Below are 24,877 nucleotides of genomic sequence, written 5' to 3'. Positions count from 1 at the left end.
CGGACGCCGGCGGTTCCTCCGGCCCCGCGGGCGCCCGGGCCGCGCGTGGCAGCGGTGCCGCCGGACCGCCCCGTACGCTCGCCGAATCGCTGCGCTCGCGGGGCGACGCCTCGCTGATCGCGCTGCTGCAGGCCCGCCCCGACCTGCTCTCGCCCGTCCCCAGCGACCTCTCCCAGCTCGCCGGGCGCGCCGGCACCCGTGCCTCCGTGGTCCGCGCGCTGGAACGGCTCGACCGGTTCACCCTCCAGACCGCCCAGGCCCTCGCCGTGGCGCCCGAGCCCTCCCCGCTGGCGACGCTGCGCGCCCTCCTCGCGGGCGACGACCGCGACCCGGCCGTCGAGGCGGCGCTGCCGGTCGCCCTCGACACGCTGCGCGACCAGGCCCTCGTCTGGGGCGACGAGGACCGTCTGCGGCTCGTCCGTACGGCCCGCGAACTCCTCGCCCCGTCCGCCTCGCAGCCCTCCCCCACCGGTCTCGGCCCGACCGTCGCCGAGGCCACCAACGGCATGTCCCCCGGCCGTGTCCAGGAGATCCTGACCGCCGTGGGGCTGCCGAGCACCCACGACGGGGTGTCCGCGGTCGCCTCCCTGACCGCCCTGTTCACGGACCGGCGCCGGATGGCCGAGCTTCTCGACACCGCCCCCGGCGAGGCGCTGGCCGTACTGGACCGGCTCGTGTGGGGGCCGCCCTACGGGGAGGTCACCGCGAGTTCGACGCCGCCCGTGCAGTGGCTCCGCCACCGGGGTCTGCTGCTGCCCGCGTCGCCCCGCACCGTCGTCCTGCCGCGCGAGGTCGCCCTGCATCTGCGCGGCGGACGGGCGCACCGGCAGCCGGAACCGCTGCCGCCCGTGCTGGAACCGCGCGGCGTCTACGCCCCGCCCGTCGTGGACAGCGCGGCCGCCGCGCAGGCGTTCACCGCGCTCGACATCGTCGAGGAACTCGGCAAGGACTGGAACGAGGGCGGCCCCGGCGTCCTGCGCGCGGGCGGACTGTCCGTACGGGACCTCAAGCGCACGGCCGCCGCGCTCGACACGACCGAGCCGCTCGCCGCGTTCTGGGTCGAACTCGCTTACGCCGCCGGGCTGATCGCCGCCGACGGCGAGGCCGACGAGCGGTACGCGCCGACCCCCGCGTACGACGACTGGCAGGAGCTGACCGCCCCCGAGCGCTGGGCGGTGCTCGCGACCGCGTGGCTGGCCGCGACCCGGACGCCGGGCCTGGTGGGCAGTCAGGACAGCAGGGGCCGCACACTGTCCGCGCTCGGCCCCGACCTGGACCGGGGCGCCGCTCCCGAAGTGCGCGGCCGGGTGCTCGCGCTGCTCGCGCTGCCGCCCGAGGGCACGTCACCGACGCGCGCGTCGCTGCTGGACCGGCTGAACTGGGAACGCCCGCTGCGGGGCGCCGGGGTGACGGGCCGTACGGAGGATCTGCGCAGCCGGCTCGCGAACTGGACGCTGGACGAGTCGGAACTGCTCGGCATCACGGGCCGGGGCGCCCTGTCCGCGATGGGGAGGGCGTTGCTGCCCGAGGCGGCCCGGGAGCCGGACGCGCCGCACGAGGCGGCGGTGTCCCGGGAGACCGGCGCGGAGGCGACGCAGGGGCGGGACACGGAGGGTGCGGCGGCGCCGGCCCACGCGGCAGGTGGTGCGGCGGCGCAGGCGAGGGAGACGGTCGCCGCGGCGGACACCGGTGCCGACGCGCCCGGCGCGCGGGCCGCACGCGCCGCCCGCGCCCTCGCCCCGCTGCTGCCAGAACCGCTCGACCACGTCCTGCTCCAGGCCGACCTGACCGCCGTCGCGCCGGGACCGCTGCTGCGCCCGCTCGCCGACCTGCTGTCCGTGGCCGCCGAGATCGAGTCGAGGGGCGGCGCCACGGTCTACCGCTTCACGCCCGGTTCCGTACGGCGCGCGCTGGACGCCGGGCAGTCGGCGTCCGATCTGCACGCCTTCCTCAACAACCACAGCCGTACGCCCGTGCCGCAGCCGCTGAGCTACCTGATCGACGACGTGGCGCGCAAGCACGGCCACCTGCGGGTGGGCGTGGCGTCCGCGTACGTACGGTCCGACGACGGCGCGGTGCTCGGCGAGATCCTCGCCGACAAGCGCTCGGCGAACCTGCGGCTGCGGCGCCTCGCGCCGACCGTCCTCGCCGCCCAGGCCGATCCGGCGACACTGCTCGACGGGCTGCGCGCCATGGGGTTCGCCCCGGCCGCCGAGTCGGCGGAGGGCGATGTCCTCGTCACCCGCGCACACGCCCACCGCACGCCCGCGCGCACCGCGCCCGCGCCCGTACCGGACGGGCCGCCGCTCCCCGAACCGCCGCTGCTCGCGGCGGCCGTGCGCGCCATCCGCGCCGGTGACCTGGCCGCCACCGTCGAACGCAAACCGCTGGGACAGGCCCCGGGCCCCGATCCCGCCGCGACAGCCGGCGAGCCGCCGCGCACGACGGCCGCCGAGACCCTGGCGACCGTCCAGGCGGCGGTCCTGACCGCGTCCGCCCTGTGGATCGGGTACGTCAACGCCGAGGGCGCGGCCAGCCAGCGGGTGATCGCGCCGGTCCGGGTGGAGGGCGGCTTCGTCACCGCGTACGACCACACGGCCGACGAGGTCCGTACCTATCCGCTGCACCGGATCACCGGGGTCGCCGAACTCGCCGACGACCCCGCCTGACCCTCGCGGCCACCCGCCCGCGGCCGTACGGGACGAAGACCGGCCCGGCCCGCGATCCCGGCGGCCCGCTGACCGCCGCGTCCCGCGACCGGCCCGGCCGATCCCCCTGGGCGCCCCACTGGCGCCCCACGCGGGGTCAACGCCGTCGGAGCAGCCCGGCCAGCCCGCCCGTGCGCTGGGTGCCGGTGCCGGTGGCTGCCGGCTTCAGCTCCGACTTCGCCCCGGGCTTCGGCTTCGTCCCCGCCTCGGGCCCCGGCTCGGACTTCCGCCTCGGCGTCCTCGGCTTCGCCGCTGCCGGCTTCCCGGTACCCGCCTTGGCCGTGCGCGCCTTGTCCGGGACCGTCTTCGTCGTCCGCGCCTTCGCGGTACCCGACGAGGCCGCCGCCGGTTTCCGCGCCCTCGGCTTCGCCGCCGGCGGAGCCGCGTCCCTCGCACCCCGCGTCGACAGCCGCCGCTTCACCACGCCCCACGTGGAGCCCGATTCCTCGGTGGCCGCGGGCGCTGTCCTCCCCGGGCCCGTCCTCCTGCCCCGGGCGGGCGCCGCCGCCAGGGCGGGCTTGCTCTCCGGGTCCGGCTTCCGCCACGGCAGCGACCTCTTCGACGCGGGCTCCGCTTCCGGCGTCCGACGGGACGTCCGCCCGCGCCGCACCCGTACCGGCCGCGGCTCGGCCAGGGCGTGGTACTTGTGGCCGATGATCCGGCCGATCAGCGCGTACGCGATGATCGCGCCCGACGTGTTCAGGATCACATCGTCCACGTCGAAGGCGCGCCCCTCGACCAGTGCGCCCTGCGCCAGCTCCACCAGGACCATCACGAGCATCGTCAGCAGCACCACGCGCACCATGCGCAGCCTGCGCGGTACGAGCACCGGCAGGATGATCCCGAACGGCGCCCCGATCAGCAGGTTGCCGCCGACCTGCTTGCACGCCCCGAGGAACGTGTAGTCGTCGGCGTACTGCCGCAGCGAATGGCCCGGCTGGAGATTGGATCCGGCGATCCCCCGGGACGCGGGCGACGGCGTCAGGGTCAGCTCGGCGAGCAGCACCGAGAAGGCCACCAGCGCCGCGAAGGCGACCACCAGGATCAGCACTCTTAAGGCCGTACGGCCCCACCCTCGCCTCATGGCGACCTCGTCGCCGTCGACATCCTGCGACACGGTGGATTCCGTTTCTGCCGTCATGCGTTGCGGATGCCCCGGCCGCCCCCGCTCATTCCGTGCGCGCGGAACCACACGTCGTACGTCTACGGTCTCTTACCGTCCCGACACGAGACCCACCCCGGATCCGCGCGCGATGGGAGACACTGGACGTTTGGCGTACCGCACAGGTGGCCATCGGCACGGAGCACGGGAAGGGCGCGGCTGTGAACGGACCTCTCATCGTCCAGAGCGACAAGACGTTGCTGCTGGAAATCGACCACGAACAGGCGGACGCGTGCCGCCGCGCGATCGCGCCGTTCGCCGAGCTGGAGCGTGCGCCGGAGCACATCCACACGTACCGGCTCACGCCTCTCGGTCTGTGGAACGCGCGCGCGGCCGGACACGACGCGGAACAGGTCGTCGACGCGCTCGTGGAGTTCTCCCGCTACCCGGTGCCGCACGCGCTGCTGGTGGACGTGGCCGAGACGATGGCCCGCTACGGGCGCCTCACCCTCGCCAAGCACCCCACGCACGGCCTGGTGCTCACCTCCACGGACCGGCCCGTGCTGGAGGAGATCCTCCGCTCCAAGAAGGTGCAGCCGCTGGTCGGCCCGCGCATCGACGCGGACAGCGTCGCCGTGCACCCGTCCGAGCGCGGGCAGATCAAGCAGACCCTGCTGAAGCTCGGCTGGCCCGCCGAGGACCTCGCGGGATACGTCGACGGCGAGGCCCACCCGATCGAACTCGACGAGGAGGGCTGGTCGCTGCGCCCCTACCAGAAGCAGGCCGTGGAGAACTTCTGGCACGGCGGCTCCGGCGTCGTCGTCCTGCCGTGCGGCGCGGGCAAGACCCTGGTCGGCGCGGGCGCGATGGCCGAGGCGAAGGCGACGACGCTGATCCTCGTCACGAACACGGTCTCGGCCCGGCAGTGGAAGCACGAGCTGATCAAGCGGACCTCGCTGACCGAGGACGAGATCGGCGAGTACAGCGGCACCAGGAAGGAGATCCGGCCGGTCACGATCGCCACATACCAGGTGCTCACGACCCGCCGGAAGGGCGTCTACCCGCACCTGGAGCTGTTCGACTCCCGGGACTGGGGCCTGATCCTCTACGACGAGGTGCACCTGCTGCCCGCTCCGGTCTTCAAGTTCACCGCCGACCTCCAGGCCCGGCGGCGGCTCGGACTGACCGCGACGCTCGTACGGGAGGACGGCCGCGAGTCGGACGTCTTCTCGCTGATCGGGCCGAAGCGGTTCGACGCGCCGTGGAAGGAGATCGAGGCGCAGGGCTACATCGCGCCGGCGGACTGCGTGGAGGTACGGGTCAACCTGACCGACAGCGAACGCCTGGCCTACGCGACCGCCGAGACCGAGGAGAAGTACCGGTTCTGCGCCACGACGGACACCAAGCAGAAGGTGACCGAGGCGCTCGTGCGCAAGCACAAGGGCGAGCAGACCCTCGTGATCGGGCAGTACATCGACCAGCTCGACGAACTGGGCGAACACCTCGGCGCACCGGTGATCAAGGGCGAGACCAGCAACGCGCAGCGCGAAAAGCTGTTCGAGGCGTTCCGGCAGGGCGAGCTGTCCGTGCTGGTGGTCTCTAAGGTCGCGAACTTCTCCGTGGACCTGCCCGAGGCGACCGTCGCCATCCAGGTGTCGGGAACGTTCGGCTCACGCCAGGAGGAGGCGCAGCGGCTCGGCCGGGTGCTGCGGCCGAAGGCGGACGGGCACGAGGCGCGGTTCTACTCGGTCGTCGCGCGCGACACGATCGACCAGGACTTCGCGGCGCACCGGCAGCGCTTCCTGGCCGAGCAGGGCTACGCGTACCGGATCATGGACGCGGACGATCTGCTCGCCGGCGAGGTGTGATCCCTCCGGGCACGGCATAGCGGAGACGGGCACGGGGTTACGGAAACCGGCTGATCCGGGCGCGGGGCACGACAAGCGTCCCGCGCGCGGCGAACGCGGGGGCACCGCAGGCGTTCAGCGGGCTGCGGACGTCGGGCGAGCGGCGTGCGGCGGGCTGCGTGCGGCGGGCTGCGGGGGTACGGCGCCGCCTGGGCCGCGGCCCGGTCAGTCAGTCGCCGTGTGGAGCACGTGGAGCGGGGACGGCGTGGCGGCGCTGGATGCCGGCCTCCTCGGCGTATTCGCCGAGTACGGCCACGTTGAACGCGGTGGCCACGAAGACCTTGACCGCGCGCAACGTCTCGCCGACGCCGTGGCCCGGGTGGGAAAGGGCGCCGATGCCGGTGGCGGTCGCGCCGTGCGTGGGGGTGAGAGTGTGTGCGCTCATACCTCCATGATGGATTCCGGACATTCTCGGCACATCGGTCCGTGGACTGAACCTCGGCCCGGACCCCTCACCCTTGAGGGCAGCCGCCGTACGCCCTGAGGCCCATACCGCGGCCCCCGGATCCCCTACGGGGCGGACGCTGGTTCTCCGGGATCACTGTCCGTCCCGCAACTGATCCGGAGCGCGGCCCATCGCACGCCGATCGGGCCGGACAGGACCGCCGTGGGAAAAGAGTTCGCCCCGCGTCGGCACGATGGCTAGAATCTCGCGTCTTGCCCGCCTCCTTCGTGGAGTGCCGCCGTCCGGACGGAAACCGGATGGCCGCCGTGACGTGATCCGCTCCGTACGGAGACCGCCGCACCGCCCTTCGGGACGGCGCCCCGGGCCGTCGGCGTGCGCACGCACCGCTGCTCCAGCCGCGTATCCGTAGCCGTGTACCAGTCACCGGAGGCCGCACCCGTGCCCTCGCACGCCCCTGAACCCGACACCGACCCCGCGCCGGCCGCGCCGCCCAGCGCCGACGCGCCGCCCGCGGCATCCGCGCCGCTCGACCCGGCCGGTCCACGCGACCCGCTCGACTCACTCGATCCGCTCGATCCGCTCGATCCGCTCGATCCGCTCGATCCGCTGGGGCGGGAACGCGGCCACCTGACCTCCTCACGCGCCGCGCTGCGCGCCATGCGTGAGGACGCGGAGTCGCTGGACATCCGCGACGTCACCGCGAACTGGGTCAACGCGGCCGTCCTCGACGCGCAGATCAAGGAACGCATCAAGTCACTGGCGGACCTCGCGCACACACCGCTGTTCTTCGGCCGCCTCGACTACCTGCACGACGTCGGCGCCGAGCAGGCGGAGGGCGCGGAGGGCGAGTCGTTCTACATCGGACGCCGCCACGTGCACGACGCGCAGGGCGACCCGATGGTGATCGACTGGCGGGCCCCCGTATCGCAGCCGTTCTACCAGGCGTCCAGGAAGAACCCCCTGGACGTACGGCTGCGGCGGCGCTTCGGCTACACGAGCGGCGAACTGACCGCATACGAGGACGAGCGCCTGTCCGACCCGGCGGAGGCAGCCGACGGCGAGCACACGAGCAGGCTCCTGCAGGCGGAGATCGAGCGCCCGCGCGTCGGTCCGATGCGTGACATCGTCGCGACGATCCAGCCCGAGCAGGACGAGATCGTGCGATCCGAGCTCGGTGGCACGGTCTGTGTGCAGGGCGGCCCCGGCACCGGAAAGACGGCCGTGGGCCTGCACCGCGTCGCCTACCTGCTGTACGCGCACCGCGAGCGGCTCGCCCGTACGGGCACCCTCGTCATCGGCCCGAACGCGTCGTTCCTGCACTACATCGAACAGGTGCTCCCTGCCCTCGGCGAGCTGGAGGTCAAGCAGGCGACGGTCGAATCCCTCGTCACCTCCGACGCGGTCCCGGTACGCGGTACCGACCCGGCACCGACGGCCGTCGTCAAGGGCGACGCCCGGATGGCCGAGGTGCTGCGCCGCGCGCTGCGCTCGCACGTCTCGCCGCCGGCCGAGCCGCTGATGGTGGTACGCGGCTCCCGTCGCTGGCGGGTGCCCGCGTACGAGCTGGAGGAGATGGTCCGCGAACTGCTCGACCGCGACATCCGCTACGGAGCGGCGCGCGACGCACTCCCCCAGCGGATCGCGCACGCCGTGCTCGTACGGATGGAACAGGCCGGTGAGGCTCCCGACGACCGGGTCCAGGACGCCGTGGCCCGGAACCCCGCGGTGAAGGCCGCCGTCAAGGCGGTGTGGCCGCCCGTCGACCCGGCGAAGCTGGTCCTCAGGCTGCTGTCGGACGCGCGGTTCCTCGCCGAGCACGCGGAGGGCCTGCTCACGGCGGACGAGCAGCAGGCCGTGCTGTGGGCGAAACCGCCGCGCAGCGTGAAGTCGGCCGCCTGGTCAGCGGCCGACGCCGTGCTCATCGACGAGGCGAACGACCTCGTCTCGCGTACCCACTCGCTCGGGCATGTCGTGCTGGACGAGGCACAGGACCTGTCCCCGATGCAGTACCGCGCGGTCGGCCGCCGCTGCTCGACCGGCTCCGCGACCGTCCTCGGCGACCTGGCACAGGGCACGACCCCCTGGGCCACGACGAGTTGGGAGCAGGCGCTGCTGCACCTCGGCAAGCCGGAGGCACTGGTGGAGGAGTTGACGGCGGGCTTCCGCGTCCCGCGCGAGGTGATCGCGTACGCGTCGCGGCTGCTGCCGTCGATCGCGCCGGGCCTCGCGGAGGTCCGCTCGGTACGTGAGTCCCCGGGCTCCCTGTCCGTGCGGGAGGTCACGACGGACACGGGCACCCTCGCGGGTCCGGTCGGGGCCGCCGATGGCGGCACGGGCGCCCACGGCGGGACGACAGCGGACGCCGCTGCCGCCGCGGCCGGGGACGCCGCGGTGCTGGACGCCTGCCGTCAGGCCCTGAAGCACGAGGGCTCGACCGGCCTGATCGCTGCCGACGCCCGCGTACCTGCTCTCGCCGCGGCGCTGGGGGCGGCCGGGATGCCGTATCTCTCGCCGGGCGAGGAAACGACGGCGGAGTCCCGCCTGACGCTGGTGCCCGCCTCCCTGGCGAAGGGCCTGGAGTACGACTACGTGGTGCTGGACGAGCCGTCGGCGATCGTGGCGGGCGAGCCGGACGAACGCACCGGCCTGCGGCGCCTCTACGTGGCGCTGACCCGTGCGGTCTCCGGCCTCGCCGTCCTGCACACCACACCCCTGCCGGCGGCCCTGGCCGGAGCCCCGACGGCCTGAGGCTCCAGGCCGCCCCGCCCCGGGGCTGCCCGAGGCAGCTGACTCAAGGCCCCGGGCGCCCCGCCCCGGGCGCCGGCGCCCGGTTCACCGCGCCGGGACGGAAGCCGCGTCGAGAGGACAGCGGGCCACGGTCCCGCCCCGGCGCGAGTACGCCCAGGGCCGCGCTCGCGCGGAGCGGCGGCGGGCTGCCGGCTGCCGGGGTTACGCGTCCAGCGTCCGGCGCCAGACGGTGACCGCGTCCGGGGAGACGGGCGCCTGCCAGCCGTCCGGTCGGGCCGCGCTGCCGATGTGGAACGCGCGCACGCCCGCCGCCCGCAGCCGGGGCAGATGGTCGAGGCGCAGCCCGCCGCCCACCAGCAGCTGCGGTTCGTAGCCCGGTTCTTCGCCGACCGTGGCCGCCGCTTCCGCCAGCAGCGTCGGGAGCCCCTCGTCGACACCGGCCGGGGAGCCCGCCGTGAGGTAGGTGTCCAGGCCCGGCAGGTCGGCGAGGCGCTTGCGCAGGGCGTCGCGGTCGCCCGCGCGGTCGATGGCACGGTGGAACGTCCACCGGCAGCCGTCGAGCTCCGCGACCAGCCGCTCCACCGTCACCAGGTCGGGGCGGCCCCGCGCGTCGAGGAAGCCGAGCACGAACTCCTCCGCCCCCTCGGCGCGCAGCTCCGCCGCCACCTCCACCAGCCGGTCCACGTCGGCGGGCGTCCCTGCCAGGAATCCGTCCGTGAGCCTGAGCATCACCCGCAGGGGGAGGTCGACGGCCGCGCGGATGCGGCCGACCGTCTCCCGCGACGGACTCAGACCGTCGGCCGCCATGTCGGTGACGACCTCCAGGCGGTCCGCCCCTCCGTCGCGCGCGGCGACCGCGTCGTCGGCGTCGAGGGCGATCACCTCCAGAACTGCGCGCTCGCTCATGCCATCCCATTTCGACAGGTCTAGTCCAATTGTTTCCCCCACCTTACGGTCCCGTCACATCCCCCCGCATCACCGCCCCGCCCGTCTCCCGTACCCCCTTGCGTTTCATACCCCTCGGGGGTATACCGAAGGGAGGACCCATACCCCTAGGGGGTAGGATCAGATGCGTAATCGACGTCGAGGAGCGACCTCATGAGCACCAGGACCACGCAGGCCGACCCTGGGCCAGGCCTCGCCCCCGCCGAGGTCGAACTCTCCATCGGCGGGATGACCTGTGCCTCCTGTGCGGCGCGCATCGAGAAGAAGCTCAACCGCATGGAAGGCGTGGCGGCGACGGTCAACTACGCCACCGAGAAGGCGAAGGTCAGCTACGGAGGCGAGCTGTCCGTACGCGACCTGATCGCCACGGTCGAGGCCACGGGCTACACGGCGCGGGAGCCGGTGGCCCCCGCTCCCGCTCCCGCTCCCACCGCGGCGCACGACAGCGGCCCGGCCGGCAACGAGCGCCGGGGGGAGAACGCCGAGCAGCGCTCCCTGCGGCAGCGGCTGACGACGGCCGTCGTCCTCGCCGTCCCGGTGATCGCGATGGCGATGATCCCCCCTCTGCAGTTCGACAACTGGCAGTGGCTCTCCCTGGCACTCGCCTCCCCCGTCGTCGTCTACGCGGGCTGGCCCTTCCACCGCGCCGCCTGGACGAATCTGCGGCACGGCGCGGCCACGATGGACACGCTCATCTCCGTCGGTACGCTCGCCGCCTTCCTCTGGTCGCTGTGGGCGCTGTTCTTCGGCACGGCCGGAATGACCGGCATGCGCGACTCCTTCGAGCTGACGGTCACCCACTCCTCCGGCTCCGGGAACCTCTATCTCGAAGCCGCCGCGGGCGTCACCGCCTTCATCCTGGCCGGGCGCTACTTCGAGGCACGCGCCAAGCGCAAGGCGGGCTCCGCGCTGCGCGCCCTGCTCGAACTGGGGGCCAAGGAGGTCACGCTCGTGCGCGCGGGCCGCGAGGTGCGGGTGCCCACCTCCGGACTGCGCGTCGGCGACCGCTTCCTCGTCCGGCCGGGCGAGAAGATCGCCACCGACGGCCGGGTCGTCGAGGGTTCCTCAGCCGTGGACGCCTCGATGCTCACCGGCGAGTCCGTGCCCGTCGAGGTCGCCACCGGTGACGCCGTGACAGGCGCGACGCTCAACGCCGGCGGCCGTCTCGTGGTCGAGGCCACCCGGATCGGCGCGGACACCCAGCTCGCCCGGATGGCGCGGATGGTCGAGGACGCGCAGAACGGCAAGGCCGCCGCGCAGCGTCTCGCGGACCGGATCTCCGCCGTCTTCGTGCCGGTCGTCATCGTCCTCGCGCTGGCCACCCTCGGTGTCTGGCTGGCCGTCGGCGGCGGAGCGGCGGCCGCGTTCACCGCCGCCGTGGCCGTGCTGATCATCGCCTGCCCGTGCGCCCTGGGCCTCGCCACCCCGACCGCCCTGCTGGTGGGTACCGGCCGGGGCGCGCAGCTCGGCATCCTGATCAAGGGGCCCGAGGTGCTGGAGACGACCCGGCGGGTCGACACGATCGTGCTCGACAAGACGGGAACCGTCACCACCGGGCGGATGGAGCTGCGGGACGTGCACCTCGCCGCCGGTGTCCCGGAGGCCGACGTCCTGCGGCTGGCGGGCGCGCTGGAGCACGCGTCGGAACATCCCGTCGCTCGGGCCGTCGCGGAAGCCGCCAGGCGCGCGGGAGCGCTGCCGGCGCCGCAGGACTTCGTCAATGTGCCAGGACTCGGCGTCCAGGGCGTCGTCGAGGGGCACGCGGTACTCGCCGGGCGGCCGAAGCTGCTCGCCCAGTGGGAGATCCACCTCCCCGAGGACCTGGAGCGTGCCCGGCAGGAGGCGGAGGCCGCCGGCCGGACGACCGTGGCGGTCGCCTGGGACGGCGAGGCGCGGGCCGTCCTCACCGTCGCGGACGGCATCAGGGACACGAGTACGGAGGCCGTGCGCCGACTGCGCGCCCTGGGTCTGCGGCCCGTGCTCCTCACCGGGGACAACCGGGCCGTCGCCGAGAGCGTGGCAGCGGAGATCGGCGTGGACGAGGTGATCTCCGAGGTGCTGCCCGAGGACAAGCTCGACGTGGTCAAACGGCTCCAGGCCGAGGGCCGCTCCGTCGCCATGGTCGGGGACGGGGTCAACGACGCGGCGGCACTCGCGCAGGCCGATCTCGGTCTCGCGATGGGCACGGGCACGGACGCGGCGATCGAGGCGGGGGATCTGACCCTCGTGCGCGGGGACCTGCGGGCCGCCGCCGACGCCATCAGGCTGGCGCGCCGCACCCTCGCCACCATCCGGGGCAACCTCGTGTGGGCTTTCGGATACAACGTGGCCGCGCTGCCGCTCGCGGCGGCCGGGCTGCTCAACCCGATGATCGCGGGCGCGGCGATGGCCTTCTCCTCCGTTTTCGTCGTGGGGAACTCCCTGCGGCTGCGGGGCTTCAAGGGGCTGTGACCAGGCTGGTTCGTCATGCGGAAAACCGTAGGCGCGGCGGCCACCGCCGCGCCGCGCGTTGTCCACAACCCCGACCGTATTGTCGTACCCATGGCCCACCCTGTGGATGAACCCGAGCCCGGCGGATCACGGGCGGCCTCCGCGCCGGACCCGGTCGCGCTGCGGGCCCGTTTCGCCGCCGCCCTGCGCGCCGCGGGCGCGCCGGACACCGACCCGGCCCCGTACGCCGAGGAACTGCTGACACGGTGGTCCGAGCCGCAGCGCCGCTACCACACGACCCGGCACCTCGCCGCCGTGCTCGACCACATCGACACCCTGCGCGAACTCGCCGCCGACCCCGATGCCGTGCGGCTCGCCGCCTGGTTCCACGACGCCGTCTACCGGCCGGACCGCAGCGAGAACGAGGAGCGCTCCGCCGCCCTGGCCGAACGCGCCCTGTCGCAGGCCGGTGTCCCCGCCGGCGCCGCCGCCGAGGTCGCCCGCCTGGTCCGGCTCACCACCACCCACGCGCCGGAGCCCGGCGACACGAACGGTGCCGTCCTGTGCGACGCGGATCTCGCGATCCTCGCCTCCACCCCCACGGCGTACGCCGCCTACGCGGCCCAGGTCCGCGAGGAGTACGGGTTCGTGCCCGACGACCTGTTCCGCGCGGGCCGCTCCGACGTGCTGCGCCAACTGCTCTCCCTGCCCCGCCTGTTCCGCACCCCGCACGGCGAGCGGGAGTGGGAGGCGACGGCGCGCCGCAACCTCACCGCGGAACTGCGCCTCCTCGACGCCGGATGAAGGGGGAGGATGCGGCGGGAATGCCCCGAAGTCCGGCCGTCGTTGACCGTGACATGCCTCAGACAACGGGTCGACGTGACCGCATGCCGCTCGCCGTCTACATATTGGGACTGTCCGTCTTCGCGCTCGGAACCAGCGAGTTCATGCTGTCCGGGCTCCTGCCGCCGATCGCCCGCGACATGGACGTCTCCATCCCGACCGCCGGGCTGCTGATCTCCGCCTTCGCGATCGGCATGGTGGTCGGCGCCCCCCTGCTGGCCGTGGCCACGCTGCGGCTGCCGCGCCGCGCCACCCTCATCGCCCTGATCTCGGTGTTCGGTCTGGGGCAGATCGCCGGTGCGCTGGCCCCCACTTATGGGGTGCTGTTCGCCTCGCGTGTCCTCAGCGCCCTCGCCTGCGCCGGCTTCTGGGCGGTCGGCGCGGGCGTCGCGATAGCGATGGTCCCTCTCAACGCACGTGCCCGCGCCATGGCCGTGATGATCGGCGGGCTCTCCATCGCGAACGTGCTGGGTGTACCCGCCGGCGCGTTCCTCGGGGACAGCCTCGGCTGGCGCGCCGCCTTCTGGGCCGTGGGGGTCGCCTCCGCGATCGCCCTCGTCGGGGTCGTCACGCTGATCCGCCGGATCCCGGCGCCCGAACGCAAGCCGGACCTGAGGCGCGAACTGACCGTCTACCGGGACCGCCAGGTGTGGCTCGCCGTCGCGATCACCGCGCTCGCGGGCGGTGCCGTCTTCTGCACCTTCTCCTACATGGCGCCCCTGCTGACGGACGTGTCGGGAGTGGCGAACGGGTGGGTGCCTGGCGTGCTCGCGCTGTTCGGCCTCGGCGCCCTCGTCGGCACCACAGTCGGCGGCCGGTACGCGGACGCACACCTCTTCGGCGTGCAGTTGAGCGGCGTCATCGCCTCGACGCTGCTGCTGGCCGCGCTGGCGCTGACGGCGTCCTCCGCGGTGACCGCCATCGTGCTGACGTTCCTGCTCGGCTTCTCCGCCTTCTACACGGCCCCGGCCCTCAACGCCCGTATGTTCAACGTCGCCTCCGCCGCTCCGACGCTCGCCGGGGCGACCGCCACGGCGGCCTTCAACGCGGGCAACGCCGCGGGCCCCTGGCTCGGCGGCCGGGTCATCGACGCGGGCTTCGGCTTCGCCTCGACGGCCTGGGCGGGCGCGGCCATGGCGGCCGTCGCGATCGGGCTGTGCGTGCCCGCGATGCGGCTGCACGGTGCCGCCCAACGCCGTGGCAGCACCCTCGTCGCGTCCTCGCCGCTCCCGACGCGGGAGCGGCCGAAGCAGCGGGAACAGCAGGAGCGGTGACCGCGCTCCGCGCGGATCAGGCGGCCGGGCGGCCCTTCGGCCTGCGCAGGCCCGCCTGCGTGATCCTGCGGACCAGTTCCTTCGAGCCGATCTCCACGGCCCCGGCGCGTACCGCGTCGGCGTAGCGGTGCGACGGCAGGTCGTAGTGGTCGCGCTCGAAGGCACGCGGCGGGCAGCCGAGCGCGGCCGCGAAGACGTGCAGTTCCTCGAACGTGGCATCGCTCACCAGGTGCGACCACATGCGTCCGTGGCCCGGCCAGGTCGGCGGGTCGATGTAGACGGTCACGGGTGCGCCCCCAGCTCACCGACCCGTGCGATGACGACGACCGCCTTCGCGCACACCCAGTGCGGGTCGGGGCCCAGCTCGGGCTCGACCTCCAGCGCGTGCGGGTCGTCGGGCCCGCAGAGCGGACACAGCGGCCAGCGCCCGTACGCCTCCAGCAGGGCGTCCTGCACGTCCTGCGCGACGAGGCCGGCCAGGTACGACGCACCGTCCGGCCACTGTTCGACCCACCATCTGCGGTGGGCCACCGCCTCCTCGACGAGCGAGACGGTCTCGGCGCCCCTGACGTCGCTCGCGGCCAGATCGGCCATGACCAGCGCGCGGGCCGCGTGCAGCGCCTGCTCCAACGGGTTCACCTCGTCCATCCCGCCATTGTGACCCGAACGGCGGACACACTGGGCACGACGGTTGTCCACAGGGAGGGAAAGGGGGGTTGACTGCCCGCACGGACCGAAAATATCTTTCAATGGTGGCCAATGACCTGAAGGAAATTTTCAGCGGTAACACCCCGCCCGCACCGGCGGCCCTCGCCGCCAAGGTGCGCACGCTCGCGCCGTCCATGACCCGCTCCATGCAGCTGGTCGCGGAGGCTGTCGCGGGCGACCCCGCGGGCTGCGCCGCCCTGACGGTCACCGGACTCGCCGAACTCACCGGGACGAGCGAGGCCACGGTCGTGCGCACGTCGCGCCTCCTCGGATATCCCGGATACCGGGATCTGCGCCTCGCCCTCGCCGGCCTCGCGGCCCAGCAGCAGTCCGGCCGCTCCCCCGCGGTCACCGCCGACATAGCGGTCGACGACTCGATCGCCGACGTCGTCGCCAAGCTCGCGTACGACGAGCAGCAGACGCTCGCCGACACGGCCGCCTCCCTGGACACGACGCAGCTGGGGGCCGTGATCTCCGCCGCGGTGACCGCCCGCAGAATCGACATCTACGGCGTGGGCGCCTCCTCGCTGGTGGGGATGGACCTGGCCCAGAAGCTGCTGCGCATCGGCCTCATCGCCCACGCGCACACCGACCCGCACCTCGCCGTGACCAACGCGGTGCAGCTCCGCTCAGGCGACGTGGCGATAGCGATCACCCATTCGGGCTCGACGGGCGATGTCATAGAGCCACTGCGGGTCGCCTTCGACCGGGGCGCGACGACGGTCGCGATCACCGGCAGGCCGGACAGCCCGGTGACGCAGTACGCCGACCATGTGCTGACGACGTCAACGGCACGGGAGAGCGAACTGCGCCCGGCGGCCATGTCCAGCCGTACGAGTCAGCTGCTCGTCGTGGACTGCCTGTTCATAGGCGTCGCCCAGCGGACGTACGAGACGGCGGCACCCGCGCTGTCCGCTTCGTACGAGGCGCTGGCCCACCGGCACAGCCCGCGCGGCACCCGCTGAACCCAGCGCGCCGGGACCCGGACCCCCTCCGCCGGCACCCCTGAGCCGGGCCGGCCCGAGCCCCACTGCCCCCTCACCACTCCCCGCACCGCTCGCACCCCTCGCACCGACCCACCGGAGCGCCGTCCGGCCGCCCAGCGGTCCGACGACGCCTGCGGCGTACCCGTTGGCCGACGGCACGCCGTGCGCCCCGCCCCCACACCCCGACCCTCCGCGCCCCGAGAAAGAGCCGCACCAGATGACCTCAACGCCCGCGCCCGCGCCGTACGGAGACCTCCGCGCGCAGCTGGAGACCCTGACCACAGAGGCGTTCCGCGCCGACCTCGCCGAGATCGACCGGCTGCCCACGGCGGAGATCGCCCGTCTCATGAACGGCGAGGACGCCACGGTTCCCACCGCGATCGCGGGAGCGCTGCCGGTGATCGCGCAGGCCATCGACGCGATCGCGGAGCGTGCCGGGCGCGGCGGCCGGCTGATCTACGCGGGCGCGGGCACGGCGGGGCGGCTCGGCGTGCTGGACGCGAGCGAGTGCCCGCCGACGTTCAACACCGACCCGGGCGAGGTGGTCGGCCTGATCGCGGGCGGACCGGGCGCCATGGTGACCTCGGTCGAGGGCGCGGAGGACTCCAAGGAGCTGGCGGCGGCGGACCTCGGCGCTCTGCGGGTCGGCCCCGACGACGCGGTGGTCGGCGTCTCCGCCTCCGGCAGGACGCCGTACGCGATCGGTGCGGTGGAGCACGCGCGCTCGCTCGGCGCCCTGACCGTGGGTCTGTCCTGCAACGCGGACAGCGCCCTCGCCGCGGCGGCCGACCACGGCATCGAGGTGGTCGTGGGCGCCGAGCTGATCACCGGCTCCACCCGGCTCAAGGCGGGCACGGCGCAGAAGCTCGTGCTCAACATGATCTCGACGATCACGATGATCCGGCTCGGCAAGACCTACGGGAACCTCATGGTCGACGTCCGGGCGTCCAACGAGAAGCTGCGCGCCCGCTCCCGCCGCATCGTCGCGCTGGCCACCGGGGCGTCCGACGCCGAGATCGAGGCCGCGCTCGCCGCCACCGACGGGGAGGTGAAGAACGCGATCCTCACCATCCTCGGTGGCGTCGACGGCCGCACGGCCGCCTCGCTCCTGACGGAGTCCCGCGGCCATCTGCGCGCGGCGCTCCAGGCATCCAGGCCCCTGACGGGGTGACCTGTACGTCCGAACCACTTCGCACAGCAAGGCACCAGGCACCATGGCAACTGACAAGAACCGCGCGACGGCGGAGGCCATCCTTCCGCTGATCGGCGGCGCAGCGAACGTCACCTCCGTCGCCCACTGCATGACCCGGCTCAGACTCGGCCTGCGCGACCGCTCCCTCGTCCAGGACGAGGCGCTGAAGGCCCTGCCCGCCGTGCTCGGCGTGGTCGAGGACGACACGTACCAGATCGTCCTCGGCCCCGGCGCGGTCGCCCGGGTCACCCCCGAGTTCGAGTCGCTGATCGCCGGGGACACCGAGGCGGCGACGCCCGCCGCGACCACGGCGGCGCCGTCCGCGGAGCCGGGCGCGGCCGCCCCGGGGGCGGCGGACGTCCCCGGCGGGGCCGCGCCCAGCGCGGACCAGCTGGCGGCACAGGGAGCGCAGATGCGCGCGGCCAGGAAGGCGAAGAACGCGACGCCGTTCAAACTGTTCCTGCGCCGGGTCGCGAACATCTTCGTCCCGCTGATCCCGGCACTGATCGGCTGCGGCATCATCTCCGGACTCAACGGCCTGCTGACCAACCTGCACTGGCTGCCGTCGGTGGTACCCGCGCTGGCGGCGCTGGCGTCCGGCTTCATGTCGCTGATCGCCGTCTTCGTCGGCTACAACACGGCGAAGGAATTCGGCGGCACCGCGGTGCTCGGCGGCGCGGTCGCGGCCATCACGGTCTTCCCCGGGGTCACCAACGTCGACGCGTTCGGCCAGAAGCTGGCACCGGGCCAGGGCGGCGTCCTCGGAGCGCTCGGGGCGGCGCTGCTGGCCGTCGCCGTCGAGAAATGGTGCCGCAGGTGGGTGCCCGAGGCGCTGGACGTGCTGCTCACACCGACGCTGACGGTCCTGGTGGCCGGGCTCGTCACCCTCTACGGCCTCATGTACGCGGCGGGCGAGGTGGCCACCGGCATCGGGGACTTCGCCACCTGGCTGCTCGCCAACGGCGGCGCCGCGGCCGGATTCGTGCTCGGCGGGCTGTTCCTGCCACTGGTGATGCTGGGCCTGCACCAGGCCCTGATCCCGATCCACACCACGCTGATCCAGCAGCAGGGCTACACGGTCCTGCTGCCGATCCTCGCGATGGCCGGCGCGGGCCAGGTCGGCGCGGCCATGGCGGTCTACCTCAGGCTGCCGCGCAACGCGTCGATCCGCCGGACCATCAGGTCGGCGCTGCCCGCCGGGTTCCTGGGCGTCGGCGAACCGCTGATCTACGGTGTCTCGCTGCCACTCGGCCGCCCGTTCATCACGGCGTGCGTGGGCGGGGCGTTCGGCGGCGGGGTCGTCGGGCTGTTCAACCAGTTGGGCGACGCGGTCGGTTCGACGGCGATCGGGCCCTCGGGCTGGGCGCTGTTCCCGCTTCTCCGCGGCAACCACGGCCTGGGCGTGATGATCTCCGTGTACGCGGCGGGGCTGGTCGTGGGCTATCTGGTGGGCTTCGTCGCCACGTACTACTTCGGCTTCACGAAGTCGATGCTGCGCGACCTCAACGCCGATCAGGAGGCGGCTTCCGCCGAGCCGGAAGCGCAACCCGCGACAGGGCCCGCCGCCGCCACGCCCGAGACAGCGCTGCGCAGCGGTTGAGCATCCCCTTGGGCGCCTGAACCGGCGGGCGCCCGAACGGGGGACACCGGACCGCGCCGCCCGCGGCTGATCGTCGAGGGTCGACGGCGGGGCGCGGTGCCGGTGCCGGAGCGGTCACACGACACGCCGGCGGACCAGGGCGCCCAGTGTCAGTGCGGCCGGGACGAGGGGCAGCCAGACGGTGATGATGCGGAAGCCCAGCACGGCGGAGGTCGCCACCGGGACGGACGCGCCGGTCGTCACGAGCGCCACGACGAGCGCCGCGTCGACGGAACCGAGGCCGCCCGGCATCGGGACCAGCGCCGCGGCGACACTCGCCGCCAGGTAGGCGATCGCCACATGCAGCACCGGTACGGGCACCCGCAGCGCGAGCGCCACCGTCACGAGCCCCGCCGCCTGGAGGGCGGGGAAGCCGAGCGAGCCGCACCACAGGGCGAGCGCACGCGACGGCCGCGCGTGCAGGGAGCGGATGTCGGTGAACGCCGTCGCGAGGAACGTACGGATGACGCGCCGCAGCGAAGGCAGCAGCACCAGCACGAGGCAGAGCACTCCGACGAGGCCGGCCGCCCCGAGCACGACGGGCAGCAGGAGCCCGGCGGGCAGCCGCTGCCCGAGGTGCAGAGCGCCCAGGTCCAGCGCGTCGGGGAAGGCGGCGAGCAGCACCAGCAGCAGGAGGCAGCGCCCGACCGACTCGCAGAGGAGATAGAGCGCGAGCGCGGCGGATGAACGGCCGAGCGGCAGGCCGCACTTGCGCAGGAAGCGCAGGTTGACCGCGCCCGCGCCGAGACCGGCGGGAAGCAGGTGGTTCGCCGCTCCCGCCGCGAACTGCGTGGCGAACAGCCGTCCGGCCGGGAGGGGTTCCAGCACGGTGCCCTGCCGCGCGAGCGACACCGCGACCCAGCCGAGCGCGGTGGCGCCGACCGCGGCGAGCAGCCAGTAGACGTTGGCGGTCAGCAGTTGCCGGGCACCACCGGCGATCAGCGGCCAGTGCGCGAACATCCAGTAGCCGATCACCACGATCGGGACGCAGCACAGGACCTGACGCGGCGACAACCACCGAGGAGCCCGCTCCCGCAGACGGCGGAAGGCCGACACCGGCAGGTCGGGAACCAACATCGGCAGGCCGGAAGCAGACACCGGCAGGTCCGGACCGGACCTGGACAGGTCCGGACCCGACACCGGCAAGTCGGGAGCAGACACCGGCAGGTCCGGAACCAACATCGGCAGGCCGGAAGCAGACACCGGCAGGTCCGGACCGGACCTGGACAGGTCCGGACCCGACACCGGCAGGCCGGGAGCAGACCTCGGCCGGCCCGGACCCGACACCGGCAGGCCGGGAGCAGACCTCGGCAGGTCCGGACCGGACCTGGACAGGTCCGGACCCGACACCGGCCGATCCCCGGCCGGCTCCGGCTGATCCGGGAGCGGCCCCGGCCGGTTCGGACCCGATCTCCTCGGCGTGGCCCAGCGCGTCAGCACCGCGGCCGCGCGAAGGCGGTGGCGAGCCGGCGTTGCCGGGAGGGTGTCGAGGGTGTCGGCATCGGCGGAGCGTGCGGGGCTGACCCTGGTCACAGTCGTCCTAGTCGTCGTGCGCATGCCCGTACGGGGGACGGCGAGGAGCCCCGGCGCGACGGCGGCGGGGCGCTCCCCGCCCCGCAGTCTCCCCCGGCGCACGGGGTCCTGTGCTGTCCCGCGTCATACGGTTGGCGGACATTTGGGCATCCGACCGGTGGCTCGCGCGTTCACCTGAGGTGGGTAAGACACCGAACATGCGCTGTTGTCCCTCGGCCCGCCAGGAGTTGCTGCACCGCGCCGCCGTCTGGGCCGCCGCCGTGGCCCCGCCGCTGCGAGCCGGACCACGCGGCCTCGCCGCCGCCGTCAGCCCGGTCGGGCTCGAACTCGTCACGCTCACCGAGGACCGGGCGATCTTCACCTGGTACACCGGGGTCCCTGGCACCGACGACGGCTGCGGCCGGATGCTGCCCGCTGCCACGGACGGCGAGATCGTCTTCGGCACCCACCCGGGCCGGCTGACGCGCCGCGTCGGCGAGGAGCACCGCACGGCCTACCACCAGGTGGAGATCACCGGCCTCGAACCGGGCCGCACCTACTACTACCAGGCGCTCTCGTACGGGCGTGCCGCGCTGCCCACGCCGCTGTGCCTGGTCGCGGGAAACGCCGCGGGCACCTCGCCGTACGGGCTCGGCACGGCGGGCGGGCCGTACGCGTTCACGACGCCGCAACCGCCGCCGGGCCGCTACCTGTTCGCCGTCGCGCTCTGCAACGACCTGCACCTGGGCGAGACCACCGCCGGCCGCATCGCGGGCGTGCCGAAGCTGCCGGGCTTCCCGCTGCTCCAGGGCGTCTCGCAACCCGAGGGCTTCGCCCCGTACCCGGAGCTGATGGGGCGCGCCCTCGTGGCGGAGGCCGTACGGCGCGGCGCCGACTACCTCCTCGCGGCGGGCGACATCTCCGCCGAGGCAGGGCAGGCGGACCTGCGCAAGGCGAAGGAGATCCTGGACACGTTCGGGCCGCACGGCGAGCGGTACTTCATCACGCGCGGAAACCACGACCGGCCCCGGGCGCGGGACGGCTTCCGGGACGCGTTCTCGCCCGGCGGCGGACCCACGTACTTCGCCCGCGACCTCGGCGGTCTGCGGGTCGTCGGCCTCGACACGTACGACAAGCCGGGCAACGGCGGGGACAGCGGGGGCCTTTCGCCGGAGCAGCTGTCCTGGTTCCTGCGCGGCCTGAGGGAGCACCGGGACCAGCCCACCGTCGTGTTCGGGCACCATCCGCTGTCGGTGCCGCACTCACCGTTCCCCGCGACACGCGGCCAGCACCTCGGCCGCCGCCAGGCCCGGGCGATCCTCGCCGCCTACGACGCCGCGCCGGGCGTCTTCCTGCACCACGCGGGGCACACCCACCGCAACAAGCGGTCCATCTCGCTCAGGGCACCCCGGGTGACGCTCCAGGAGGTCAGCGCCGTCAAGGAGTACCCCGGCGGCTTCTGCCTGCTGCGGGTGCACACCGGCGGCTTCGCGCTCAACTACTACAAGGCGGGCGAGGCCGCCGCGCGCGAGTGGAGCGAGCGCAGCCGCTCCCAGGCGGCGGGCCTGTGGCCGCAGTTCGCGCTGGGCCGCTCGGTCAGGGACCGCAACAGCGTGACGGCACGGGACCTGTCGGGCGTGCACCGCCCGGCGCACCGGGCGTCCGCCCCGCAGGAGGGCCCCTTCACCGGGGTGGCGCACGAGGCCCCGTACGCCGGGGCGCGCCGGGCGTCGTCCGTGCCGCCGCCCCAGGTGTCCGGTCCGTCCGTGAACGGCCCGGTGGACCTGTCCGGTCCGTCCGTCAACGGCCCGGCGGGCGCGTCCCGTCCGTCCGTCTACGGCCCGGCGGGCGTGGACCGTGCGCCCGGACAACGCGCCGAGGGCGGCACCCCCTGGGAGTAGGGGTGCCGCCCTCGGATCCGAACCGGATTCCGAACCTCGGTAAGAGGATCAGAAGTCCATGTCACCGCCCGGCATGCCGCCCGGCGCGCCACCGGCGGCGGCCTTCTCGGGCTTGTCCGCGATGACGGCCTCGGTGGTGAGGAACAGCGCCGCGATGGAGGCCGCGTTCTGCAGAGCGGAACGCGTCACCTTCGCGGGGTCGATGATGCCCTCGGCGATCATGTCGACGTACTCGCCGGTGGCGGCGTTCAGACCGTGGCCGACGGCCAGGTTGCGCACCTTCTCCACGACGACGCCGCCTTCGAGACCACCGTTGACGGCGATCTGCTTCAGCGGGGCCTCCAGGGCGAGCTTGACGGCCTGCGCGCCGGTCGCCTCGTCACCCGTGAGGTCCAGCTTCTCGAAGACCGAGGACGCCTGCAGCAGGGCCACGCCACCACCGGCGACGATGCCCTCCTCGACGGCGGCCTTGGCGTTGCGCACCGCGTCCTCGATGCGGTGCTTGCGCTCCTTGAGCTCGACCTCGGTGGCGGCACCGGCCTTGATGACGGCCACGCCGCCGGCCAGCTTCGCCAGACGCTCCTGGAGCTTCTCGCGGTCGTAGTCCGAGTCGCTGTTCTCGATCTCGGCACGGATCTGGTTCACGCGGCCCTGGACCTGGTCGCTGTCACCGGCCCCGTCCACGATCGTGGTCTCGTCCTTGGTGATGACGACCTTGCGGGCGCGGCCCAGCAGGTCGAGACCCGCGTTCTCCAGCTTGAGGCCGACCTCCTCGGAGATGACCGTGCCACCGGTGAGGATGGCGATGTCACCGAGCATGGCCTTGCGGCGGTCGCCGAAGCCCGGGGCCTTGACGGCAACGGACTTGAAGGTGCCACGGATCTTGTTGACGACCAGGGTCGACAGCGCTTCGCCCTCAACGTCCTCGGCGATGATCAGCAGGGCCTTGCCCGACTGCATGACCTTCTCCAGCAGCGGAAGGAGGTCCTTCACGTTGCCGATCTTGGAGTTGACGATCAGGATGTACGGGTCGTCCAGGGACGACTCCATACGCTCCATGTCCGTGGCGAAGTACGCCGAGATGTAGCCCTTGTCGAAGCGCATGCCCTCGGTGAGCTCAAGCTCCAGACCGAAGGTCTGCGACTCCTCGACGGTGATGACGCCTTCCTTGCCGACCTTGTCCATCGCCTCGGCGATGAGCTCGCCGATCTGGGTGTCGGCGGCGGAGATGGAGGCGGTGGAGGCGATCTGCTCCTTCGTCTCCACGTCCTTGGCCTGCTCCAGCAGGGCGCCCGAGACGGCCTCGACGGCCTTCTCGATGCCGCGCTTGAGGGCCATCGGGTTGGCGCCGGCCGCCACGTTGCGCAGGCCCTCGCGGACCAGCGCCTGGGCGAGAACGGTCGCGGTGGTCGTACCGTCGCCGGCGACGTCGTCCGTCTTCTTGGCGACTTCCTTGACCAGCTCTGCGCCGATCTTCTCGTACGGGTCCTCGAGCTCGATCTCCTTGGCGATGGAGACACCATCGTTGGTGATCGTGGGCGCGCCCCACTTCTTCTCAAGGACGACGTTGCGACCCTTGGGGCCAAGGGTGACCTTGACGGCGTCGGCGAGCTGGTTCATCCCGCGCTCCAGGCCGCGCCGTGCCTCCTCGTCGAACGCGATGATCTTGGCCATGTGAAGTGGTCCTCCCGGACTGGGGTGGATTGCTCCGGACCGCGCCCGTGCCCGCGACGGACGGCCTGCGCACTGTCCGTTCCTTCCGGACCAGCGCTACGGGCCTCACTGACCCGGTCCAAGTTGTCACTCTCACTGGGAGAGTGCTAACGCAATGATTAGCACTCGACCCACCCGAGTGCAAGCCGCTCCAGGAGTGCGGCGCATCGCGCCGGTGATCGTTCGCCCCGCGTACGTACGCACATCCGAACGTGTTCCACCCCCTGACGCCCGTCCGCGCCACGCGGAACGCCCCGCCCCGGGCACCCCACCCGGAGCTCCGGACATCCGCCCTGAACGCCCGCCCCGAGCCTCGCACGGGCCGCCCCGCGCCTGCCGGCGCCCGGGCGACCGGCGACGTTCCGGGGGCGTCCCGTCACCGCTCGGGCGCCCCGAAGCCGCTCCCCGTAGGTCTCGCACACGCGGGCGGCACGCCCGCGTGTGCATGCCCGCCGCGTAGGCGCGCGCGAGAGGCCCGTACCCCCGTGGAGCGGGTACGGGCCTCTCGACTAGGATTGCCCTGGCCGATCGCGCCGGGATCAGACGGCGAGTTTGACCATGTCCGCCTGCGGACCCTTCTGGCCCTGCGAGATCTCGAACTCCACTCGCTGACCTTCTTCAAGGGTGCGGTACCCGTCCATCTGGATGGCGCTGTAGTGGACGAAAACATCCGCACCACCGTCGACCGCGATGAAGCCGTAGCCCTTCTCCGCGTTGAACCACTTGACGGTGCCCTGAGCCATGCCCAACTCCCCTATTACAGGCCCCTGCTCGGGACCGCACTTCGCGTCGGAACGCGTCGACCGCGGCTGAATGTATCTGCCCAACTGCCCTCTGCAACAGGTCAATCAGACGAGAATTCT

The 24,877-nt window shown here is 73.3% G+C and carries 18 protein-coding genes; 10 read left to right on the top strand and 8 right to left on the bottom strand.

The annotated features are described in order from the left end of the window. The first annotated feature begins 89 nt into the window (after positions 1-89). A complete protein-coding gene (locus tag OG310_RS20080) occupies positions 90-2,669 on the top strand; it encodes a helicase C-terminal domain-containing protein (RefSeq protein WP_329460271.1) in 2,580 nt (859 codons plus the stop codon). Between the two features lie 136 nt (positions 2,670-2,805). On the opposite strand, the gene OG310_RS38575 is transcribed toward OG310_RS20080, so the two are convergent. Then, positions 2,806-3,849, bottom strand: coding sequence for a VanZ family protein (locus tag OG310_RS38575; protein WP_443078700.1), 1,044 nt, complete (start codon positions 3,847-3,849; stop codon positions 2,806-2,808). A 182-nt stretch (positions 3,850-4,031) separates the two neighbouring features. Here OG310_RS38575 and OG310_RS20070 point away from each other — a divergent pair, with 182 nt between their 5' ends. Next, on the top strand, positions 4,032-5,678 hold the full coding sequence (locus tag OG310_RS20070) for a DNA repair helicase XPB (RefSeq protein ID WP_329457254.1): 1,647 nt from the start codon (positions 4,032-4,034) through the stop codon (positions 5,676-5,678). A gap of 208 nt (positions 5,679-5,886) precedes the next feature. On the opposite strand, the gene OG310_RS20065 is transcribed toward OG310_RS20070, so the two are convergent. Continuing rightward, positions 5,887-6,102: a hypothetical protein gene (locus OG310_RS20065; RefSeq protein WP_329457253.1), complete on the bottom strand. Its 216-nt coding sequence runs from the start codon at positions 6,100-6,102 to the stop codon at positions 5,887-5,889. 678 nt (positions 6,103-6,780) lie between these two features. Between OG310_RS20065 and OG310_RS20060 the strand changes: the two genes are divergently transcribed. Further along, the gene (locus OG310_RS20060) at positions 6,781-8,871 is read left to right on the top strand and encodes a HelD family protein (protein ID WP_443078872.1); all 2,091 of its coding nucleotides are present in this window, start codon (positions 6,781-6,783) and stop codon (positions 8,869-8,871) included. Between the two features lie 201 nt (positions 8,872-9,072). Here the strand turns inward: OG310_RS20060 and OG310_RS20055 are convergent, their stop codons facing one another. Then, complete coding sequence (locus OG310_RS20055) at positions 9,073-9,777, bottom strand: copper homeostasis protein CutC (protein WP_329457252.1); 705 nt, start codon at positions 9,775-9,777, stop codon at positions 9,073-9,075. A gap of 192 nt (positions 9,778-9,969) precedes the next feature. Between OG310_RS20055 and OG310_RS20050 the strand changes: the two genes are divergently transcribed. From OG310_RS20050 to OG310_RS20040, 3 genes are all read left to right on the top strand, one after another. Continuing rightward, the gene (locus OG310_RS20050; protein WP_329457251.1) at positions 9,970-12,267 is read left to right on the top strand and encodes a heavy metal translocating P-type ATPase; all 2,298 of its coding nucleotides are present in this window, start codon (positions 9,970-9,972) and stop codon (positions 12,265-12,267) included. A 90-nt stretch (positions 12,268-12,357) separates the two neighbouring features. Next, positions 12,358-13,050 (top strand): HD domain-containing protein, encoded by a 693-nt coding sequence (locus tag OG310_RS20045; RefSeq protein WP_329457250.1) that lies wholly within the window; start codon positions 12,358-12,360, stop codon positions 13,048-13,050. A gap of 83 nt (positions 13,051-13,133) precedes the next feature. Further along, positions 13,134-14,363 carry a Cmx/CmrA family chloramphenicol efflux MFS transporter gene (locus OG310_RS20040; RefSeq protein WP_329457249.1) on the top strand — a complete coding sequence of 410 codons (1,230 nt, stop codon included), beginning with the start codon at positions 13,134-13,136 and terminating at the stop codon, positions 14,361-14,363. A gap of 16 nt (positions 14,364-14,379) precedes the next feature. On the opposite strand, the gene OG310_RS20035 is transcribed toward OG310_RS20040, so the two are convergent. Beyond that, a complete protein-coding gene (locus OG310_RS20035) occupies positions 14,380-14,649 on the bottom strand; it encodes a DUF4031 domain-containing protein (RefSeq protein WP_329457248.1) in 270 nt (89 codons plus the stop codon). Continuing rightward, a complete protein-coding gene (locus tag OG310_RS20030) occupies positions 14,646-15,011 on the bottom strand; it encodes a hypothetical protein (RefSeq protein WP_329457247.1) in 366 nt (121 codons plus the stop codon). Before OG310_RS20030 ends, OG310_RS20035 begins: the two co-directional genes overlap by 4 nt. A gap of 104 nt (positions 15,012-15,115) precedes the next feature. Here OG310_RS20030 and OG310_RS20025 point away from each other — a divergent pair, with 104 nt between their 5' ends. The 3 genes from OG310_RS20025 to OG310_RS20015 all read left to right on the top strand — a co-directional run bounded on the left by OG310_RS20025 (position 15,116) and on the right by OG310_RS20015 (position 18,849). Continuing rightward, the gene (locus tag OG310_RS20025; RefSeq protein ID WP_329460269.1) at positions 15,116-16,036 is read left to right on the top strand and encodes a MurR/RpiR family transcriptional regulator; all 921 of its coding nucleotides are present in this window, start codon (positions 15,116-15,118) and stop codon (positions 16,034-16,036) included. A 238-nt stretch (positions 16,037-16,274) separates the two neighbouring features. Next, the gene (gene murQ, locus OG310_RS20020) at positions 16,275-17,228 is read left to right on the top strand and encodes an N-acetylmuramic acid 6-phosphate etherase (RefSeq protein ID WP_329457246.1); all 954 of its coding nucleotides are present in this window, start codon (positions 16,275-16,277) and stop codon (positions 17,226-17,228) included. Positions 17,229-17,271: 43 nt separating this feature from the next. After that, positions 17,272-18,849, top strand: a complete 1,578-nt coding sequence (locus tag OG310_RS20015; RefSeq protein ID WP_329457245.1) for a PTS transporter subunit EIIC — start codon at positions 17,272-17,274, stop codon at positions 18,847-18,849. 114 nt (positions 18,850-18,963) lie between these two features. Here OG310_RS20015 and OG310_RS20010 read toward each other — a convergent pair whose 3' ends face one another. Beyond that, positions 18,964-19,965, bottom strand: a complete 1,002-nt coding sequence (locus tag OG310_RS20010; RefSeq protein WP_443078871.1) for a lysylphosphatidylglycerol synthase transmembrane domain-containing protein — start codon at positions 19,963-19,965, stop codon at positions 18,964-18,966. A 635-nt stretch (positions 19,966-20,600) separates the two neighbouring features. On the opposite strand from OG310_RS20010, the gene OG310_RS20005 reads away from it, so the two are divergent. Continuing rightward, positions 20,601-22,301 carry a metallophosphoesterase family protein gene (locus OG310_RS20005; protein ID WP_329457244.1) on the top strand — a complete coding sequence of 567 codons (1,701 nt, stop codon included), beginning with the start codon at positions 20,601-20,603 and terminating at the stop codon, positions 22,299-22,301. 48 nt (positions 22,302-22,349) lie between these two features. On the opposite strand, the gene groL is transcribed toward OG310_RS20005, so the two are convergent. Continuing rightward, positions 22,350-23,975, bottom strand: a complete 1,626-nt coding sequence (groL, locus tag OG310_RS20000; RefSeq protein WP_329457243.1) for a chaperonin GroEL — start codon at positions 23,973-23,975, stop codon at positions 22,350-22,352. 578 nt (positions 23,976-24,553) lie between these two features. After that, positions 24,554-24,757, bottom strand: a complete 204-nt coding sequence (locus OG310_RS19995) for a cold-shock protein (RefSeq protein ID WP_005315736.1) — start codon at positions 24,755-24,757, stop codon at positions 24,554-24,556. Positions 24,758-24,877 lie beyond the last annotated feature (120 nt).

It is taken from the genome of Streptomyces sp. NBC_01497 (assembly GCF_036250695.1).
Taxonomy (GTDB): domain Bacteria; phylum Actinomycetota; class Actinomycetes; order Streptomycetales; family Streptomycetaceae; genus Streptomyces.
The sequence above is the reverse complement of the archived record's forward strand: the minus strand, read 5'-3'. Positions and strand labels throughout refer to the sequence as shown.